The 21,658-nt window shown below is 69.9% G+C and carries 2 protein-coding genes; one reads left to right on the top strand and one right to left on the bottom strand.

Going from position 1 to position 21,658, the window contains the following annotated elements:
- Positions 1–15 precede the first annotated feature (15 nt).
- Positions 16–1,365 (bottom strand): ricin-type beta-trefoil lectin domain protein, encoded by a 1,350-nt coding sequence (locus tag ACZ5DC_RS28755; protein ID WP_468657411.1) that lies wholly within the window; start codon positions 1,363–1,365, stop codon positions 16–18.
- 413 nt (positions 1,366–1,778) lie between these two features.
- Between ACZ5DC_RS28755 and ACZ5DC_RS28750 the strand changes: the two genes are divergently transcribed.
- The gene (locus ACZ5DC_RS28750) at positions 1,779–21,623 is read left to right on the top strand and encodes a hypothetical protein (RefSeq protein ID WP_468657409.1); all 19,845 of its coding nucleotides are present in this window, start codon (positions 1,779–1,781) and stop codon (positions 21,621–21,623) included.
- Positions 21,624–21,658: the final 35 nt, after the last annotated feature.

Raw genomic sequence — 21,658 nt, 5'->3', positions numbered from 1 at the left:
TGTGATCGGGTCCGGTTACTTCTTGGACCACTTCTGGTTGTCGGTGCCGGCGCAGTCCCACAGTTGCAGGTGTGTGCCGTTGGCGGTCCGCTGGTCCTTCACGTCCACGCACTTGTCGGCGAGGACGCTGGTCAGGTCCTGCCTGAAGTTGAGCCGGAACTGCTGGGCGGGGCCGCCGTTGCAGTTCGCCAGCTGGACGACCGTACCGTTGGAGGTGGAGGCGCCCGCGGCGTCCATGCACAGGCCGAAGGCGCGGATCGTACCGTCGGAGGCGAAGGTCCACTTCTGCGCGGCCGAACCGGAGCAGTCACGGATCTCCAGCGGGGAACCGTCCTTGCCCTGGCCGCCCGCGACCGTGAGGCAGCGGCCGGAGGCGTGGCTGAACACCATGACACCCGAACCGCCCGAACCACCCGAACCACCCGAACCGCCGGAGGTGGACGGAGCCTTCGTGTGACGCGGGGCCGCGGGGGCCTTCGTGGCATGGGTGGCGGGGTGGGTCGCGGTGGAGGACGTACTGCCGCCCCCCGTCTTGCCGTGGCCCTGCGAGGCCGACGACCCCGAGGAGGAGCCGTGTGAGCCGCCCCCGCTCGCGACGGTCCCGGCATGCTTGCCGTGTCCCGCCGGGCTCGGGTCGCCGTGCCCCGTGGAGGCGTGGCCGCCGGCGGCACCCGACTTGTGAGCGGACGGCGCCGGGAGCGCACCGGGCACACCCGCCTGCGGGCCGCCGTCCGAACCCGGATCGAGCAGGGTGGCGGCGGGGTCCGGTGCGGCGCGGTCATGACCGCCGCCACCGCCACCGCCACCGCGCAGACCGACCAGGACACCCGCCACCAGGACGACGCCGGTGACCGCGGCGACGGTGAGCAGGGTGCGGTGGGAGCCGCGCAGCAGAGCACGGGCGCCTCGTCCCGCCGCTACCGTCCGCGTCCGGCCTTCGGCCACACCGGCGGCCTCGCCGGCGGCGGCGCCACCGGTGCCGGGGTCCGCCTTCGCGGAGACCAGGACGTCCGGGTCGCGACGGCTTCGGCCGGCGCCGTCCTCACCCTCCGCCGCGGCGGTGGCCGGCGTCCCGGACGGCGTGACCGTCTCGGCCGCGGCGGTGCCGGCCCGCCGCCGCGAACCGCGCGGTGACAGCAACGACAGCGGCGAGGAGGCGGCCGCGCCACCGGTGGACTGCGTCTCGGCCTCACCGGAGTCGGTCCGCGTCCGCGTACCGCTCTCGGCCTCGGTCTCCGCGCCCTCGGCCGCGGGCCGGAGCGACGACGCCTTCTTCTGCTTCCTGGTCTTCGAGCCGGTGGGTTCCTTGCGTCCGTCCGGCGTGCCCTTGGGCACCGGCGGCTTCGTCGCCGATTCCGTGGGCATCGGAGGAACTGGTTCCGAGGGGGCGGGGCCGGTGCCGGCTGCCACGCCCGGGATGACTGGTGTGCTTGCCGGAGCCGCGCGGGCGGGCCGCGGCGGATCTGGAGACTTCATGTGCTTCCTTTCGAGGGAGCGCAGACCGGGTCCGGTGCGTCGGGTTTCGGCACACCTACCTACTCCCACAACCACACAACGAATCCGAGTACCGCAGGGTACAGCACGTGTGAGTTACGACTCATCCCGCCGACGCAGTGCGGCCGCATCCCGCTGAGCAGGTGCTCCCCATTCGGGACGTGTGAACCCCGTACATGTATCGACGCGTATAACTGATGGTGAGTTCCGTCCTGTGTGAGGTGTCACGCTCGACGGGCCGGTGACCGGTTGCCGATCGATGAGTTCGCGTCTGTGGGGATGTTGTGACTGAGGAGCCTTGGTACAACCCGATCGTGGTGTTCGTGGCGGGTATGTCCGTGCCCCTGGGTTCGTCCGAGCGGATGCGCAACGAGGTCCAGGTTCCGCACCTCGAACTCGTGAAGTACCTGGACGAGTTCCAGAACCTGGTGGCGCAGGTCGCGGGCGGAACGGCGCAGGGGGCGAACGGTGACTGGCCCAAGGCGTACGTGGACGCGATGAAGACGTTCCTGTCGGGGGACGGGGCGGACTACATCTCGGGGTTGCGGGACACGGCGGCGCAGCTGGCGGACGGGGCCGGGGAGTTCGCGTACCAGCTGGACTACACGAACCTGATGATCGTTCTCCAGGTGCTGGCGTTCCTGATGGAGTGGGCGATCACCCTGATCATGTGGGAGTTCAACCCGATCGGGGCGGCGGTCGAACAGGCGCTGCTGAAGGAACTGTTCAAGATCCTGTTCGGGAACACGCTGCGGCGGTTCCTGACGCACGCGGCGATGACGATGGTGACGAACGTGGCACTGTCGACGGCGCTGGACGGGCTGGCGCGGTGGATCCTGGCGCTGGGGGGCGAGCACACCTCGCAGGGGGACCAGTACCGGCACAGCGCGGTGCTCTCGGGTGCGGTCCAGGGTGCGATCGGTGCGGGAGTGCCGCTGGTGACCGGGCCGATCAAGAAGCTGATCTCGAAGGGGTTCTCGCCGGCGGCCGTCAAGTCGATGCAGGAGTCGATCGAGAACGCCCTCAAGCATCCTTCGACGTCGACTCCCACCAGGTCCGCCGTCTCGGACCTGACGGGGGCGGTGACGCGCGGGACCACGACCGCCGTGAAGACCGGGGCCGGCCTGGCCGACGCCCCGCTGGTCAAGGACCTGGCCGATCTGAGCGGCACGTTCGGTCCCGAACTGGCGAAGCTGACGGTGCCGATGCGGGTCGAACTCACCCACGGTGTCGTCTCCAAGGACGCCCAGGACGCCTTCCAGCACGCGGTCGGCGACCAGTTCGAGCGGGCCTTCGGCTCCCGGCTGGGTCCCGATGCCGCCCGGGAGATGGGCGCGGAGTGGGCGAACGCGTTCATGGCGCACGGGGGCGGCGGCGGCAACCTGGCCGGCGCGCTGAAGTCGGCGCTGGACCCCATGGAGAAGCTCGGGGCGCCGTACCAGCCGCTGCGCACGGCTCTGTCGGACGGGGTGGCCGAGGCGATGCCGTCGGTGTGGAAGGAGAAGCCGCCGCACCTGATGCTGGACACCGGATTCAGCATGGCCCACCAGAACCTGTCCGAGGCCGTCGTCAACTACATCGAGCAGGGCCAGTTCACCACCAGCAAGGAGACCACGTTCGGCGCGCTGGGCGGCGACGTCCTCGGCCACGCCAAACATCCCGTCCTGGGCGCCGTCCACAGCGTCATCAAGAGCTCTCTCAGCCCCAGCCTCAAGCTGCCCCAACTGCTCCTGTCCCCCGGGCAGTTCAACACGGCAGCCGCCGACGACCTCACCACCCCGCCCCAGTACACCCCGTACCCGACCGGAGGCGACTGGAGCCTCGGTGGGACCCACAACGCGGCGTTCACACCCCCGCCCACGTACAGCGAAGCGACACCGAACCCGTTCACACCCCCGTCCGTCGACACCCCCGGTCTCGGTTTCCCTGCCTTCAACGCTCCGGCCGTCAACCTCCCCGAGGGCCTCGGTGGGACAGGGCCTCAGACGGCTCTCGCCAACCCCGCCCCCCACCAGACGCAGACGGGCTCGCCGCCGCCCACCAGCTCCGGCACCGGCTCCACCACGACCGCCGGTGCGGGTGCGGGCACGGGCACGGCAGCCGGAACTCCCGCGCAGCGTCCGGGTGCGCCCGCGGCGGGGCAGACTCCGCCGTCCGCCCCGCCGCGCATCAGCACCACGAGCACGGCCGGAGGGGACCTGGGCCGCCCGGAGACCCGGAGCGACAGCACCGGCAGGCCGGCGGCCGGTACGTCGCGTCAGGAGACCCGCGGGGCGCAGCCGGGCTCGACCGGGCCCGAGCGGCTGTCCACCAGTTCCTCCGGCGGCACGGGCGGCCCCGGACGCCGGGAGCCGGAGAACCCGGGGTCACAGCCGACGCCCCCCGCGCACGAGACGCCGGCCACGGCGCAGGCGACCTCGGCCACGGCGCAGGAGTCCGCCGGGCACCTCGATGAGCCGACGGAACGAGCGGACGTCGCGGAACCGGCACGGGACGGCTCCACGCCCGCTTCCGGTACGCCACACCCGGCCCCGGCACCGGAGACGACCACGACGCGCGGCCAGGACGCCGCGGCCGGTCCCGTCGACGCGACGGACGGGACCCGGTCGCGGACCCCCGCCCACGACGACGCCTCGCCGGACACCACCGGTCCGCAGCGTGACGTGCCCTCCGCGACCGGCCCGGGAACGACGTCCCGTCCGGGAACCGAGCACACGACGGCCGGCCGGGGCGACGGTGACCGCGAGGACACCGACGCGTTGCGGTCGTTCGAACGGCTCTGGGGAAAGACGTCCGCCGACCACGGGCTCCCCGCCCCGTTGCGGGCCGCGGTGACGGAGGCGTACGTACGTCTGGGGGGATCCCCGGAGCACACGGACGGACTGCTCACGCGGCTCGATGAGCACGCCGGCGACTTCGGCGGCCTGTCCCCCGTGGACCGGCACGTGGCGATCGTCGCCCAGAAGCTGCTGCGGGGAACCCCGCGCGAGGTGGAAGACACCGTGGAACGGGCGCGGTCCGCCGGTGTCACCGTCTCCGGGCCGGACGCGAACACGGGCACGCAGACACCGTCTCCCGCGGACAAGGGCGAGGGCCGTCAGACCGGGCCCGGCGCGCCGGACGAGAGCACCAGGCCGCTGTCGCCGGACGAGGCGGACGCGATCCACGAGCGGCTTCGGACGGAGCTGGACCCCGATGTCTACCGCCGTATCGTCCTCCAGGCTTCCGGGATCGCCGGATCCGTGGTCGACACGCCGCTCAGTCTGGACAGGGGCCTGGCCGACGCCGATCCCGCGGCCTACTCGGTCCTGACCCAGGTGGCCGTCGTTCTGGCCCAGCACCCCGACGACCCCCGGACGGGCCTCCGGCTGGCCGGCGACCACGCCCGTGCCCTGCGCGACGGACTGGGCCTGGACCAGGCGCCGCCGCGGGTCCTCGCGGGCGGCTCCCAGGGGCTGAACGAGCCGAACGAGCCCGGCCGGACCGGTACGCATGTGACGGAGACGTCGTCCTCGGGGCACCACGCCGCCGAGCCACCCCTGCCATCACCGATCGCCACGGAGTCGACGTACGGCGCCACGTCCAAAACCGGCACCGGGAACGCGGTCGAGCACGGACCCACGGCCGGTGCCGGGGCCGACGCCGTTCAGGAGCCCTCCCGTCCCGCGCCACGGCCGTGGATGGTGTCGGACGGCAGGTACGTGCCCGTCGCGAAGACCGACCCGGCAACCGGGCAGCAGATGGTCGATCCCACCACGGGGCAGCCGCAGACGGACTACGTGCGTGTTCCGTACACGCCTTCGACCTCTGTCTTCCGCGTGCTGGACGGCCGGAAGGCCGGTCTCACACCCCAGGGTGTCCGGGACTGGCTGACCGAAGAGGGCGTGCACGTTCCGCCTGGCCCGGTGCGCGAAGCGGTCGTCGACCACCTGTACGGGGTCCATGACGGCGAAGTCGTCTACCAACCGCACGACGCGGCACGGTTGCTGAAGGATCTGCGGGCGGCCGCTCATGCGCAGATCCTGGCCGGACAGGATGCCGTGATCGACGCCGTCGTCGAAACGTCCTCCTTGATCACCGAGAAGTACCCGCCCTCCGGACACCTCTACCTGGGACTGGGCCGCAGCCCCGCCGCGATCATCGCCGCGCTGCAGGCGACCGGTCACCGGGCCGAGTCGGTGCCGCTGTCCGACTTCCGCCCCGCTCCGGAAGAAGGCGACTGGTCGATCTTCCATGACGCGTTCAAGAAGTATCCCCCGCTCACCGGCGAGCAGCGGCGGATGCTCCACGCGCACTTCGACGAGTTCGTCAGCCCGCACATCGAAGCGGGCAAGGACATCGTGCTCATCGACTACACCCAGACCGGTCTGTCGCTCTTCGCCGCACAGCACTACCTGGGCGCCTACCTGGCAGAGCGGGGATTCGACGGTCAGGTCAAGGCACTCGCCATGCACCAGGACATCGACACCGGCAATCTCGGTGCGACGATGGACGCGATCCGGGCCCCGCGCAGTTGGCTGCGCAACCCCCTCGACTGGTACTACAACACCAGCGAACGCGTCGCATGGGGCAAGGGCGCGGACAGCTTCCCCCTCGGCGCGGACAGCGCGCTCGCGGGCAACGGACCCCTGCTCGGGCAGGCTTTCAAGCAAGAGGCGTTCGACGGGCTGGCGGAACACGGTTCCTACAAGCTTCTGCAGCAGACCCCGCAGGACTTCGAAGTCAACCGCCCGCTGGTCCGGCACGCGCAGGACGCCACCGGCTATCACACGCTGAAGGGCCTCATCAAGACCCGCCTCACCATCGGCGGTCAGACCGGCACCCCGCACGACACCGCCACGCACGTGGCCGATTCCGCTCCGTCGCCCGTCCGCGCCCAGTCCCTGTCGACGGCTGTGCGGGAGCCGTCCCCGGCCGGCCCGGGACGAGCGGCCGAGCCTGTGCCGGCCGTGCGGGGCTCGGAGCCGGGGGAAGCCGCCCCGGGTTCGGTGGACAAGGGCAAGGGCCGTGCGACCGAGCCCGACGCGCCGGGCGGGAACACCAGGCTGCTGTCACCGGACGAGGCGGACGCGATCCACGAGCGGCTTCGGGCGGAGCTGGACGAGGACACCTACCGCGAGATCGTCTCCGACGCCTCCGCGATCACCGGCTCCGTCATCGACATGCCCCCGCGCCTCGACGGGGGCCTCGCCGGCACCCGCCCCGCCGCCTACTCGGCCCTCACCGACGCCGTACGCATCCTCGCCGACCACCTGCACGACCCCGACGCGGGCGCGGCCCTGGCCCACCAGCACACCGTCGACCTCCGCACCGCTCACGACCTGCCCCCCGCCACACCCAAGGGCCTCGGCGCCGGCCCCACACGCACGGAACCCAACGGCCGTCCCGCAAGAAACAGCCAGGCCGGCCCCTCTCGCGGTCCGGGCCGGCCCCGGACGTTCGGGAGGCCCACGTCGGCACAGCCTGCCCCGAGGCCGTCCGCGGCACACGCGCCGGCCGTGGACCCACGTGTGCGCCAGACCCTGCGCCCGCCCGTCTACGCACCTGAGAACTCGCTGGTCATGCACCCCGGTTACGCGTCCGGGGACCAGTTCGGCATCCTCGCGATGCTGCTAAACGAGCCGCACATGCACGTGCTCATCGCGGGCGGTCCCGGTCCCGGCCTTCCCGGACACGACCCGGTCCGGGACAAGTCCCGCTCCATCGAGGCCTTCTACCTGGAGAGCGGGATCCACCCCGACCGCATCTGGAGGCTGGAGCTCCCGAGCCTGGAGCAGGGCAACGTCTGGAAACCGCTGAACCAGGAGGCCACCCGTATCGCCCAGGTGCAGTGGAAGATCGACAAGAAGTTCAGCGCCATGTACCGGAAGAAGGAGTTGTGGGGCGTCACGGACGGCACCGGTTTCGTCGCCCGCCACTTCTCCGACGAGCTGCGGACGAGAATCCGCACGGCGTGGAAGCTGGACGACCACCGCGACACCGAGATCACCGAATGGCTCGCCGGCCGGGGGGTGCGGATCCCGGAGGGCGAGAAGGACGTGCTGGTGCTGTGGTCCCGCTTCACCGGCAAGTCCACGAACTGGTCGGGTCTGCGCAGCCGGATGGAGCACGACACCAGCTTCGAGGGCACGCGGCAGCTCCTGCGGAACCTGGCGAAGGACTACAAGGCGGTGATCATCACCGGCGACCCGCACCCCGGCCAGGGCAAGGAGGGCAAGTGGGACGAGCTGGTCCGGGACATGCGCGCCGAACTCGGCACCGAGGACATCCACCAGCTCACCGGCTTCTGGCGGGGGAAGGACGCCGCGCTGAGCGCCTGGGGCGGTGACACCCGCACCGGCCAGTTCCGCCTGTACGACCACCTGAACCGGCGGCACGGCGTGCAGCACGTCGGCTTCCGCTCCGGGAACCTGGAGGCCGTCGCGCTGATCGGTCACGACGTCCACTACCTGGAGGACGACGGCTCGACCGGCTCCGTCCGCATGCAGGCGTGGCACGACGCGGGCTACGGGCGGACCAGCAGCGGAGGCCTCGCCCCCGGGTACGAGCGCATCGTCGTCTCCGAGCCGCCGACCGCGTCCGGACGGTACTCCAAGGACTTCGAGGTGAAGCCCGAGCTGCGGGGGACGTACCAGCCGCCCGACCCGAACTCCCGGTGGCGCAAACCCGTCATGGCCTACGCCAAGGAACACGGCTTCGGTCACGCGGACGTGGAGCTGATCCGACGGGAGCTGGGGCTCGACGAGCGCGCCGTGCAGAGCCGGGCCGACTTCGACGCGGACCGCCTGCGCCACGTCATGCGGAAGTACGCGGCGGCCACCGCTCCCCTGCGGCAGCACCCCGAGACGGTCGACTCCGCCACCGCCGCGTACGTGACGTACGCCGACGGCTTCCTGAGCAACAAGCCGCACGAGTACGACGGCGGCCCGGCCCAGATGTACGACGACTTCGTCACCCACGTCCTGCCCTCCTTCCCGCACATCTGGAACAGCAGCCGCTCGGTGCGGCAGCGGGCCTGGATCGCATCCCGGCAGCACCAGTCAGTCACGACCGGCACGGCCGGGCAGGCCACGTCCAGCGGTGACGGAGTCGCGCCGCGCGGACCGCAGCCGGACGCTGTCGGCACCGGCAACGACATGGCGGTGACACACGCGGCGCACATGGACTGGGAGCCGTCCACACCCTTCGGCAAGGGCATCCTCAGCAAGACCGCGGCGTCGCACCAGGACACCCCCTCCCCGGCGGGCGACGCCGTGCGGGAAACACCCCCCGTCCACACCCCGCTGGACCCGCTCACCGACCTGAAGATGGCGTACGCCGCGCAGCGCGGCATCCGCCACGGCGACGTCTCCGACAGCGCGTTCGACGAGTTCCTGCGGAAGACCGCGGCGCACTTCGACGACGCCGAATGGCGACGCATGACCACCCGGGAGAAGGCCGGGCACATCCTCGCCGTGGAGACCACGGGCAGCCCTCTGCGGAGGTCCGGCGGCGCGCACCCGCTCGACGACAGTGCTCCGCACACGCCGGGAGCCGGGCCCTCCCGCCTTCCCGACGGTGCCTCCCACACGTCCGAGGAGCCCCATGAGCCGGTGTCCGAGGAATCCGGGGAGGGGGACGGCGAGGACGAGTTCCTCGGTCCGCAGCCGATCTCGGACTTCCTGGGCGAAGAGCAGTGGTGGAACGTCTACATCAAGGCCGATGACCTCACCAAGGCAGCGAGCGCCTCCCTGACGGATCCCAGGATGCTCGGTAATCCCGGCGGCTACTACGAGCAGGCCGAACCCGGCTACCAGCAGCGCATGACGGAGGCGTACCACGCGTTCCTGGACGATCCGCAGGCCGTGGCCAAGCCGGTGAACTCAGCCGACTACGTCCGTATGCACCAGGTCGTGACGGGCCATGAGGCCGATGCGCTCGGCTGGTCCGATCTCGGCTGGCTCACCGATCTTCCGGATTCCCACTACCTGAGCTCCGATCTCTTCTCGGAGACGCTGCTCGGCCGGCCACTGATCACCCGGCACCTGGGAGACGCCTGGCCCTACACGGGTGACGCCCTGCTCACCGTCGTGTCGGACGAGGCCACTCCCGCCATCATGGTCCGCTACGGAGGCCACGAGGCGCCGGCCCTGATCGACGCGGTGTTCGAACGCCATTACCGCGAGATGGAGCGCGTAGACACGAAGAGCGAACACGCGATCATCATGTCGATCGCTCGCACCGTCCGGGCCCTCACCCTCCTCAACGCCGTCGACCCTCCCTCCGCGACAGTCAACCACTACCTGCTCTTTCCCAAGCTCCTCCTCGAACAGGGACTCCCCCCGGTCGTCTCGTCCGATATCGAACACATATTCAGGGGTGACCACAGCGCCGAAGAGATCACCCGCGCCATCATCAAGATCTACGACGCACAGGAAGAAACCGACCCCGCCGAGCAGAAGGCGGTACCAGAACTCAAGACGCTTTCCGATTACTACCCCGAGAAAGACTGGTGGAACTTCTACATCACCGGAAACGCCCACAGGCTGGCGAAGCGGGACCTCCTCAAGATCCCCGAGCTTCAGCGCGATCCCGGACGCTACTTCGATGTGCAGCTCCCCGACAGCACCTACAAGCCCTCCCCCGGCTATCAGCAGAGCATGATCGCCGCCTACAAGGCGGCCCTGGACGACAAGAGGTTCATCGCCAAGCGGTTGAACTCGACGGAGCACAAGAAGCTCCACGAACTCGCCACCAGGGACGTCAAGGGCAATTTCGGCTGGACCGGGGAAGGCGGCGTGGCGTTCCCGCTGCGCAGGGCCGTCGAACTGAGCCCCGACCTGCTCTCGGAGCGACTGCTGGGCCGCCCCGTGGCCAAGAACTACAACGTCCACGGCGAACAGCCGATCACCTCCTTCACCAGCGGTCTCATGATGACCAGACACGCGGAGGGCGGCGCGCCCCGCCTCGTCGACGCCGTCTACGACCGCTACTACGAGGAAGTCGGCAAAGCGGCTCCCGGCGACCGGCGCGCGGTCGTCACCGCCATCGGGCGCGCCGTCCGCACCCTCATGGTGATCCACGCGTTCACCGACGCGAACAGCAGGCTCAACATGCGCGTGATCCTGCCCAAGCTCCTGCTCGAAAACGGCTTGCCGCCCGTGTATTCATCCGCCTTCCATCAGATCTTCCAGGGTGGATATTCACTGGAGAAGATCACCGACATCATGGACGGCCTCATCGCGGAGAAACTCGGCGGTCCGGCATTTCGGCTGGACCCCGAGCTGGCCACACATGAGGAAGCAGCGGACGATCCGGCGCCGGAAAGCGACCTGGCCGCCATCGAGTACGCCACGGCGGCGGCCTCGTTCGAAAAGCGGCTCGGCCGGTACCTGATGGAGCGCCCCCAGGCGCTGGAAGCGACCCGGAAGGCCGCCCAGGCGGTATGGGATGTTCTCCAGGAGAACAACCCGGGCAAACTATATATGCTGGGTTCGCTTTCCGACTCCGCGGTCGGCGGTGTCGGAGTCGATGTCGAAACCCTGCGCAGGGTGGTCAGTTCCGGCAATCTGCGCGAACTGTCCACACTGCTGTACAACGCCACGTCCCATTCGGCTCTGAGTCCCTTCATCAAGGCACCCGGCTACGGCGACTTCCCGGAGATCAAGGAAGAACGCTTCTGGCGGCAGCCCTTCTTCGGCCGGCGGCCCCCGACGCGCCCCGAGGACGTGGTGCCTCCGCTCAGCGAGGCCGAGCGGGCCATGTCGGTGCGGACCGACGCCGCCGGGCGGGAGTACCTGCTGTGGTCGGCGGCCAGTGACAGGCAGCAGCTGCCACTGGACAGCCCGTTGCACCAGGCGGGGCAGGGCACCGGAGCCCTGGTCGCCACCGGCACCTCCGGTTCCCTGGCGCTGGTCCTGGAGACGGTGTGGCGTCTGCAGGAAGTGACCGGCCGGCACTTCGACCTGGACGAGGTGCGGCTCGGTCTGATCGGCCACAACCTTCAGGCGGGCCATCACACGCTGCATGAGCTGATGCGGTCGGCGGAGCTGTGGGACAGGGCGCACGACGGTCATCTCGGGCTCCGCTACGAGAACGCGTGGAACCGGTACCGGCATCTGGCGCCGCTGACCGAGTCCGAACTGCGCGAGCACGTCGCCGAGAACGGGCTGTTCCCCGACGAGATCGCCCTGGGCGTGCGCGACCCCCGCCTCGACGACCCGTCCGCCGCCGACGGCAAGACGATCCTGCACGCGCTCGGGATCGACCCCCGGCGGTGGGCCGCCGAACTCGAACGCGACGGGCACGGCAACCCTCTGCCCGGTTGGCATCCGGAGTCCGCCGGCATGCCGGCCACACGTCTGGACGCCTGGTCGCAGTACCTGCGGGCACAGAACGCCCTGGACATCGCCGTCGAACAGAGGAACCTGCTGCGTCCCCCCGGACAGGACACCGTCACCGAGGCCGGCCCGGACGGCCACGGCGAGCGGGAATGGCGGCGAGCGACCGCACAGGTGGAGGAACACACCCGGCACCTCGCCTCCGCCGAGGAGGCGTTGCGCAGCACGGGACACGACCCCGGAGAACTCGACGGGCGCTTCTCCGCCTGGCTCCAGGGGCAGTGGCTGGAGACACACTCGCCGTCCCGTGAGCCGGACCCGGCCGGACAGGGCGCCCAGCAGGGGCCGGACACGCGGTCGGCGGACAAGGGCAAGGGCCGTCAGGTCCCGTCCGAGGGGCCGGAGACGGACGAGGGTGTGCGGTTGCTGTCGCCGGAACAGGCGGACCGGGCTCACGAGCGGTTGCAGGAGGAACTGGGCGACTCGTACCGCCATATCGTCACGCGGGCGTCCGGGATCGTCGGTTCCGTGATCGACATGCCGCCGCGGATCGGCGGGGGGCTGGCCGACACTCATCCCGCCGCCTACACGGTGCTGACGGAGGTGGCCGGCATCCTGGCCCAGCACCGGAACGACCCCGTGACGGCCGCCGCCCTGGCCGACCGTCACGCCCGTGCGCGGCGCGACGAGCTGGACCTTCCCCCGGCGGTGCCCAAGGGTCCCGGCGCCGGTCCCGGACAACCGGTGGAAGGCGGCGGTCCCGCTCCGTCGGACGCGCCGGCGACGGGCTCGTCGTCCGGGCCCACGCCCGGCGACGGGCCAGCGCCCGCGCGGGTGCCCGGCGGCAGTACCCGGCCGGCCACGACCGGGACGTCTTCCGGTGCCGAGGCGGTGCCGTGGAGAATTCCGAGCGAGCGGCTGGTGCCCAGCCGGTTCACCCGGCCCGACGGCAGTTCGATGACCACGTTCTCGTGGCGTCCGTACGAGCCTTCGACGAGTGTCTTCCGTGTGCTCGACGGCCAAAAGGCCGGTCTGACACCCAGGAGGGTCAGGGACTGGCTGAAGGAAGCGGGGCTGTACGTTCCCCCGGGCCCGGTACGCGACGTGGTCGACGACCACCTGTACGGAGTCCGCGACGGCGAGGTCGTCTACGAGGAACACGGCGCGGGGCAGTTGCTCAGGGACCTGAGGCTGGCCGCCTACCGCCAGCTTCAGGAAAGTCAGGACACGGTGATCGACGCCGTCGTCGAGACGTCGGCCCTGATCACGGCGAAGTATCCGCCCGAGGGGCACTTCTACCTGGGGCTGGGCCGCAGCCCCGCGGCGATCATCGCCGCCCTCCAGGCGACCGGCCACCCGGCCCAGTCGATTCCGCTGTCCAGCTTCCGCCCTGCTCCGGCGGACGGCGAACGGTCGATCTTCCGGGACGCGTACAAAGCGTTCCCGCCGCTCACCGACGGCCAGCGCCGGATGCTCTCCGCGCACTTCGACGAGTTCGTCCGACCGCATCTGGAAGCGGGCAAGGACATCCTGCTGATCGACTACACGCAAAGCGGTCTCTCGTTGTTCTCCGCACAGCACTACCTGGGTGCCTACCTGGCCGAGCGCGGTTTCGACGGCAGGGTCAAAGCCCTGGCCATGCACCAAGCCGGCTACGTCAGACTGCTCAACGCGACCATGGACTCGATCCGGGCCCCGCGGAGTTGGGTGCTCCGTCCCCGCGACTGGTACTACAACTCCAGCAAGCGCATCGAGTGGGGCAACAACGCGGCCACGCTCTCCCTCGACACGGAGACCGCGCTCGCCGGCAAGGGTTCCGCTCTCGGCAACGCCCTTGAGCGGCAGGTGTTCGACGGGCTCGCGGAACACGGCTCCTACAAGATCCTGGAGCAGACCCCGCAGGACTTCGAAGTCAACCGCCCCCTGCGTGTGCACGCCCAGGACGCCAGTGGCTACCAGATACTCAAGGGCGTCATCAAGACCCACCTCACCCTCGACGACCCCACCGGCACGACCCACGGTGACGGGTCCCCGGCCCGGGTCTCCGAAGTACCGCCGCGTGTCTCGGGCTCGGCGGACCAGGACACCCCCCTGCGCACACCGGACGAAGCAGACGCCACGACCGGGCCCGCGACGCGTGGTTCCCTCGATCCGCGTACCGATCTGAAAATGGCGTACGCGGCGAAGCGCGGCGTCCGGCACGGCGATGTCTCCGACAGCGGCTTCGAGGAGTCCCTGCGGCAGGCGGCGGCACACTTCGACCAGGCCGTATGGCAGCGCATGACCACCCGCGAAAAGGCCGACCAGATCATCGCCGTGGAAGCCACCGGTGTTCCCGTCAGGACGGCCGGCGGTGCTCGTCCGGACCACGCCGGCGCCGACGCCCTCCGCGGTGAACCGAACGCGGACGCGGCGGTCGCAGCGGATCCGGACGCACCCCCGCACGGTGCGCGGCAGCAGGACGACGGGGCCGCGGAGGCCACCGCGCCGGTGCCGTCGGACACCGGTGAGGAACCGGGGGGCGCGGCGCTCCTGTCGGAGATGGTCGCCGAGCGGAACTGGTGGGAGATCTACGTCCCCGCGTCGCATCAGGCGACGGTGCAGCGCGAGTGGAGCGACGCCGGCCACCGGGGTGATCCGGGCGACTACTACGAGAGGTACTCGCCCGGCCACAAGCAGCGGATGCTGGACGTCTACCACACGATACTCGACGACCCCCAGGCCATGGCCACGCCCCTGGACTCCGGGCAGTACGCCCGGCTGTACACCCTCGTCAACGGCCTCGACGGCGACGACCGGATCCCGTGGTCGCAGCAGGGCTGGGGCGGCCCCGCCCCCGAGTCGGGACACGTGAGTTCCGACCTCTTCGAAGAGACGCTGCTGGGCCGGCCACTGATCAGCAGGGGCGCGGACCCCGCCGGGACGGACGACTCCGTCGTACGGGTCGTCAGCGACGAGAACGGAACCTTCCTCGTCGCCAACTACCGAGGCGACCAGATCCCGCGCCTGATCGACGCGGTCTTCACCCGGCACTACCAGGAGATCGCGGCCACCGACCCAGCGGACGAGATGGGAGTCCTGACGACCATCGCCCGCACCACCCGCGCACTCACCGTTCTCCGGCTCGCCCAAGAGGCCGACACGCTCAACGAACATGTGGTTCTGCCCAAACTGCTGCTTGAGCAAGGCTTCATGCCCGTCACGTCGGTGGAACTCCAGACCATGTTCCACGGCGACCACACCGCAGCGGAGATCGCCCACGCGATCGCCAGGGCCATGACCGGCGGCGAGGAGGAGTCGCATCCCTCCGACGTCCCCGGAGGAACGAAGCCGAAGCCGCTGTCCGAGCACATGCCGGAGAAGGACTGGTGGCGGCTCTACATCGACCCGTCCGTGCACAACGACGCGGTGCAGCACGCCGGCTACCGGCCGGAACTCCACCGGGACCCCGGCCTGTACTTCGACGCGGGCACCCCCGCCATCAAGGGCTCCCCCGGCTACCAGAAGAACATGATCCGCGCCTACCGCGAAGTCCTGGACGACCAGGAATCCCTCGCCAAGCGCATGGACGCCACCGAACACCGCAGGATCCACGGCATCCTCACCGGCGGCATCCAGGGCAAGTTCACCTGGTCGGAGAACAAGACCAGCTTCCCGTTGCGGAACGAGACGCGCGACGACAGGGGCCGGATCGTCCGGTACGCCGACCTGAGCCCTGACATCCTCGAAGAGGAACTGCTGGGCCAGCGGCTGGTCGCACCCTACTCACCCGACCTCGACAGCGAGCCCATCACCACCTACGCCAAGGGCTTCGGCGTACTCAACACGAACCACGCACCCGCCAAGGCACCACGGCTGGTCGACGCCATCTACGACCGGTACTACCAGGAGATCGCAGGCGCCGGGGACAACCGGACCGCCCACCTCAAGGCCATCGCCCGGACCATCCGCGCCTTGATGGTGATCCACCCCTTCACCGACGCCAACAGCCGCCTCAACATCCGCCTCGTCCTTCCCAAACTCCTCCTCCAACACGGCTATCCCCCCGTCTACCACGAAGATTTCCACGTCCTCTTCCAAGGCAGCTTCTCGGTGGACACCATCGCCGAACGCCTCAACAGCCTCCTGGAGGAACGACTCGGCCCCGCCTCGCGTCCGCCCTCGGAACCCGCCGGACGCGAGGAGGCGGATGACGGCCGGGCCGGTCACCCGGTTCCCGCCACCGCCCTCTCCCCCGAGCCCGCACGGACCGAGGACGAATCAGCGGACACCGAGCAGGCGCTGGACGCACTCTCCGGCTTCGCCCCGGAGAAGGACTGGTGGACGTTCTTCATCGACCGGAGCGACCACGGTGCAGCGACGCAAGCCGCACAGAACGACGCGACCACCGGTGGCGATCCCGGGGCGTACTACGAACGCAGGCACCCCGGCTACCTGCGTGGCATCACCGCGGTCTACCGAGAGGCCCTGGACGACCCGTCCGCCCTCACCCAGCACATGGACGCGCGAGGATACGAGCGTCTCCACAAGCTCCTCACGAAGCACATGGGCGGCGCGACCCGGTGGTCGGGTGATTCCCGGTCCGCCTTCCCCATCGGTTCGGCACACCTCAGCGCGGAACTCTTCGACGAACAGTTCCTGGGGCGGAAGCTCGTCGTGGCCATGGACGGCAGGAGCGATCTCGACAAGCAGAACCCTCCCCTCACCGTCGTCAGCAGCTCCCCACAAGGGGGCGCGGTCCTGCACAACGCGTACGACGTCCGCGAAGCCCCCGCTCTGATCGATGCCGTCTTCAGCAGGCACTACAGGACCCTCGACACGCTTGACAGCGGCGATGACCACGCGATTCTGAGCACCATCGCCCGTACGGTGCGCTCGCTCATGGTGGTCCACCCGTTCACGACCGGTAACGAGTGGATCAACATCAGAGTCGTGCTGCCCAGGCTCCTGCTGGAGCAGGGATTCCCGCCTGCGATCCTGCGGGACGCGGCGAGGATCTTCGACGGCGGGAACTCCGCGGACGAAATGGCCCACCAGATCGAACAGTCCCTCATCACCTTCTGGGGATACGAACCTCCCGAGCGTTCCGTCCCGCAGACGGGTGTTCCCTCCCCGAACCCGGTGCAGGCGGCCACGGATCTGGCTGCCATCCGGTATGCGGAAGCGTCCGCGGAGTTCGAGAACGACCTCGGCCGCTATCTGGTCCAGCACCCCAGGGCACTGCGGTCGCTCCGCGAGGTGGCGAAGGCCGTCTGGGACGTCCTCGAAGCACACAACCCCGACCGGCTTCCCCTGCTGGGATCGACCTCACGAAGCATGGCCGGCAGCGTCGGAAGAGACGTAGGGGTCCTGCGGGAGGTGATCCGTTCCGGCAACGTCCGGGAACTGGCCACCATGCTCTTCAACGCGTCCAACGCCCAGGCGCTGCGGTCGCACATCCCTCTGCCCGGCTACTCCGACTTTCCCGAGATCCAGCACGAGCGTTCCTGGCGGCGCGGCCGCGACGACGACTCGCCGCGGCTCCGCCCGGAAGACGTCGTGCCTCCGTTGAGCGACGCCGAACGCGCGCTGGCGGTCAGGTCCGACGCGTCGGGCCGGGAATACCTCCACTGGTTCAGGGCCGCCGACACCAGTCATCTCCCGGTGGAGGCGCCGTTGCACACGCAGGGCCAGGGCACCGGGGCCCTCGTCGCCACGGGTACGTCCGGTTCGATGACGCTGCTGCTGGAGATGGCCTGGCGGCTCCAGGTACACACCGGCCGGAACTTCGATCTCGACGGCCTGCGGCTGGGCCTGCTGGGACACAGCCTCGTCCTGGGCCACCACTCGCTGCACGAACTCCTGCGTTCCGCCGCGTACTGGGATTCCGTCCACGGACACCGCTACGGCTTCCGCTACGACGACAGCTGGAGCCGCTACCGGCAGCTCGCACCGCTGACGGAGAACGAACTGCGCGAACACGTCGCCAGGGACGGACGGTTCCCCGACGAGATCGCACGCGAGGCGGACGACCTCATCCTCGGCAACGAGGCCGCCGCCGACGGCGAGAGCCTCCTGCGCGCCCTGCGCATCGACCCCCGGCACTGGGCCACGGAACTGGAACTGGACCAGCACGGCACCCGTCTGCCCGACTGGCGGCCCGCCTCCCCCGACCAGCCCGCCACACGACTGGACGCCTGGTCGCGGTACGTACGCGCCCACCACGCCCGCCAGATCGCCCGGGACGAGCACGGCACCGCCCCGCGCGACGACCGCGGCACGGCCGTCGGCCCCGACGCCCACCAGGCCGGCACCGCCCTGGAACAGCACGACCAGGAACTCACCACTGCCACAGAGACCCTCCGTGCCACCGGCCACGACCCGGAGGAACTCGACACCCGCTTCTCCGACTGGGTGCGGCAACAGTTCCGGAACACCCGGCGGACGGCCGGCCCGCTCACGGACGCCGCCGACGACGACGGTCATGGCGGACCCGGGGACGAGGCGGACCGCGGCGAACGCACGCACACGGAAGACCCGGACCCCCACACGGCCGCCGGCCTCGGTCATGACACAGCCGGCACCCAGACCACGCCGGTGAGCGAAGGTGTGCTCCTCGGCGACGTGACCCGGCCGATGATCGGCGAGGGGGGGTTCCACCGTTTCGACACCGCCGACGGCGGAAGCGTGTACATCAGCGACAGCCAGATCAGCGGCGGAACCGTCAGCCCCGACGTGGCAGGGCTGGTCACCAGGTTCCTCAACGGAGGACTGGTCCTCCATCGCGTACAGCCCCTGACCGCACCGCGGGCGGGATACGAGGGTGAGCCGGTGAACCTGCTCCCCGTCGGCCAGGAGGAGTTCCCCCGGCACAACGATGTCGACTCGACCGCGTTCGTGGTGTTCTCCACCACTGCCGAAGGCGCCGAACGCAGTTTCCGCGAGCCGGGCGAGCAGCGGCCGGGTGCCTCCGCGGGGCTGATGGTGGACGTCATCGTGGGGCCGGACCAGCACATCGCCGTCATCGACGCCACGACTGTCCAGGTCCGGGACCTGGTGGTCGGCACCTTCGCCGATCGCGCGCCCCTCACCGTCGACGCCCCGGAACAGCCGCGTCGCTCCGGCACCACCGGCCTGGACGACTCTGTCGGCGAACATCCGCACAGGCAGCCGCCGGCACAGGAACCCGGCAGCGGCGGCCTCTCGCCCGACCCGCGCGACCAGCCTCGTGCGGAAGCATCACGCACACCCGCTGACGGCGTCCCGCCCTCCGGCGAGACGACCGTGCCGGCCATCGTCGACTCGGTCTTCTCCATCCTCACGTCGCCTCATGTCCGCGAAACCCCCGCCGATGCCGGCGGGACCGGTCTGGCCGAGGACAGCTCCGGCCCGGTGCCGCCGGGCGAGGAGGGCGTCGCCAGGACCCCGGCGGGCAAGGGCAAGGAACGTTCCCACGACGGGGATGACGACACCCGGGACGAAGGGGCGGTGATCGACGCGGGCGCGGCGATCACCGAAGCCCGGCGCAACCTGGCCCACGCGGAGTCCGTGCTGGAGGAGGTACAGGCACAGCACGGGCGGCACCTGGGCACGTCCACCGATGTCGACGGCACACGCATGGCACAGGCGTACGACGATTACGTGCGGGCCGGTCACGAGTTGTCCGAGGCAGAGGCTCACTGGTACGAGATCACGAACGGCGAACCACTGCCCGAGGTGCAGCCGTACGAGGGACCCGGCCTGGGCGGCGGTATGCCGCTGCTGAAGCAGAAGGCAGGGGACATGTCCCAGGGTTCGGCACAGCCGGTCCACGGAACGCATCCCGCGACCATGAGCACGCAAGCGACGGCGCCCGACGCCTATTTCACGAAGTGGCTCTCGAACACTCCGCCGGAAGCACGGAAGAACAGGAACTTCGCCCGCGTTCACGACGATCTGCAAGCCTGGGTCCACCACGGCGGGTCCCTCGACGCCGTCCATCGCAGTGTCGACGCGTACTTGAACTCACTCGCAGGGCGGACGAGCAACAAATACACCAGTGCCGTGAAGGGCTTGCGGGATCGTCTGGACCAGCGGACGCGGAACCAGACGCCATCGGGACCCGTGTATCAGCATCAGGGCAGGAACACCTCGGTCGGGCACCTCGACGTCGGGTACAGACCGGAGCGCTCGGACACCCGCGAGAGCCACCGCAGCCAGGTGTCGGTGGCGAGCACATCGGAGCGGGGCCGCTCGAAGGCGCGCGGCATCTTCGGCCGCATCGGAGACACGTTCAGGCGTTCGGTTTCCCGTAACGGTGCGCGGAACGACAGCCTGCCCCTCGCCGAGGGCACGATGCACCCGCAGTACACCGGGCACCAGGTGCCCTGGACCGGCCCGACGCCGCAGCGCCCGCCGTCCGCGGCCGGACAGTACGCCGCCGGCCCGTCCCGGCACCGGTCGTCTTCGGCGGCCCGCCCGGACACCGCGCCTCACCAGTACCAGCAAAGCCCTTACGGCACCATTCAGCACCACCCGACGGGCGCGCCGGCCACAGGCCACCGCCGTAACCCGAGCCAGGTCAGTGTCAACAGCCTTGTCGGCCCGTTCCAGGGGATGGGCGTGGGCCAGACGTGGCACGGTGGCCCGCAGAGGCATCCCTCCCACGCGCAGGGCCCGGTGCACGTCCAGCCGGCTCGCCAGCAGGCGTACGGCACGTCCCAGCCCTACTTCGTGAGCGCGCCGCCGCAGGGCGGTCCGCAGGTGTACGCCCCGACACACGTCCACCCCCAGGGCGCGATGTACGCGCAGCCTCCCGGTCACCCGGCGCCCCATCAGACGGCCGTGCCGCACAGGGCACCACGGCGCTCGGACGATCCGCAGCGGCAGAACCCGCAGCCTCCGCGTGCGGTGTCGCACCAGGCGACACAGAACCCGGGGCCAGTCATGGCACCCGACCTGCACAAATACTTGGTCATGAAGCCCGAGAGCGCCAAGCCGTGGAGTGAAGCACCGCGCTACAGGAATCACCCGACGGGGAGGGAAGGCACTGTCGTTCTGGAGTACTTCCGCACCTGGGAAGACACCTACAGGGAGCGCCACCGACTTCTTACGAAGGCCCTGGGGAAGGGGTCCGTCACACAGCGCTCAGCCCCCTTGTCGGGTTATGAGCAGGGCTACCTGGCGAACCACCATCCGGCGCTGAAATCGTTCTTCGCGTATCAGGAGAGGCACCCGAACAGCCACCAGGACGCCGCGTCGCGGAGGCAGGATGCCATCAGGTACAAGGTCGGGAACGCCCGGTTCACGGTGCACTCGGATTCCAGCAACGCATTCACGAGCCATGCGGTGGAGACATACACGGCGGCAGTCCGGCGGATCCTCGCCAGGTTCGACGTACCTGAACTGGAAGTGCGCGTCTCGCGCTACAACAACACGCACTACGTCATCAACGAGAACAAGGTGGTGGAGGAACACAAGATCGACACCGACGGCATACCGTCACTTCTCCATGACGGCCGGGTGGCCCTCTTCCTGCCCCCGTCGACGATCATGATCCTCGCCAAGAGCCACGTGAGCGAGGACGCCCTCATACATGAGATCGGTCACGCTCTGCACTTCACCCGGAACCTCGCTCTCTACGAAGAAGTGGGTGCCGCGAAGTGGATCGACGCCGAGACGCAAGGGCTCGCCGCCAGCGCCACCACCAGTGCCGCGATGCCCGGATACGCCGGGCAGAACGCGCTGGAATTCGTTGCGGAGGTATTCCTGCGTCTGGTCAAGGGACAACGTGTGGACCCGGAGATCATGGCCATGTACACGGCCTTCGGAGGAGCGCTGCCGAACAGGTAGGGCCAATCCCGCACCGAGTCGATCGCCACCCATTT

Source organism: Streptomyces sp. NPDC031445, from assembly GCF_055581365.1.
Note: the sequence above shows the minus strand (reverse complement) of the source record. Positions and strands in the feature narration are given on the sequence as shown.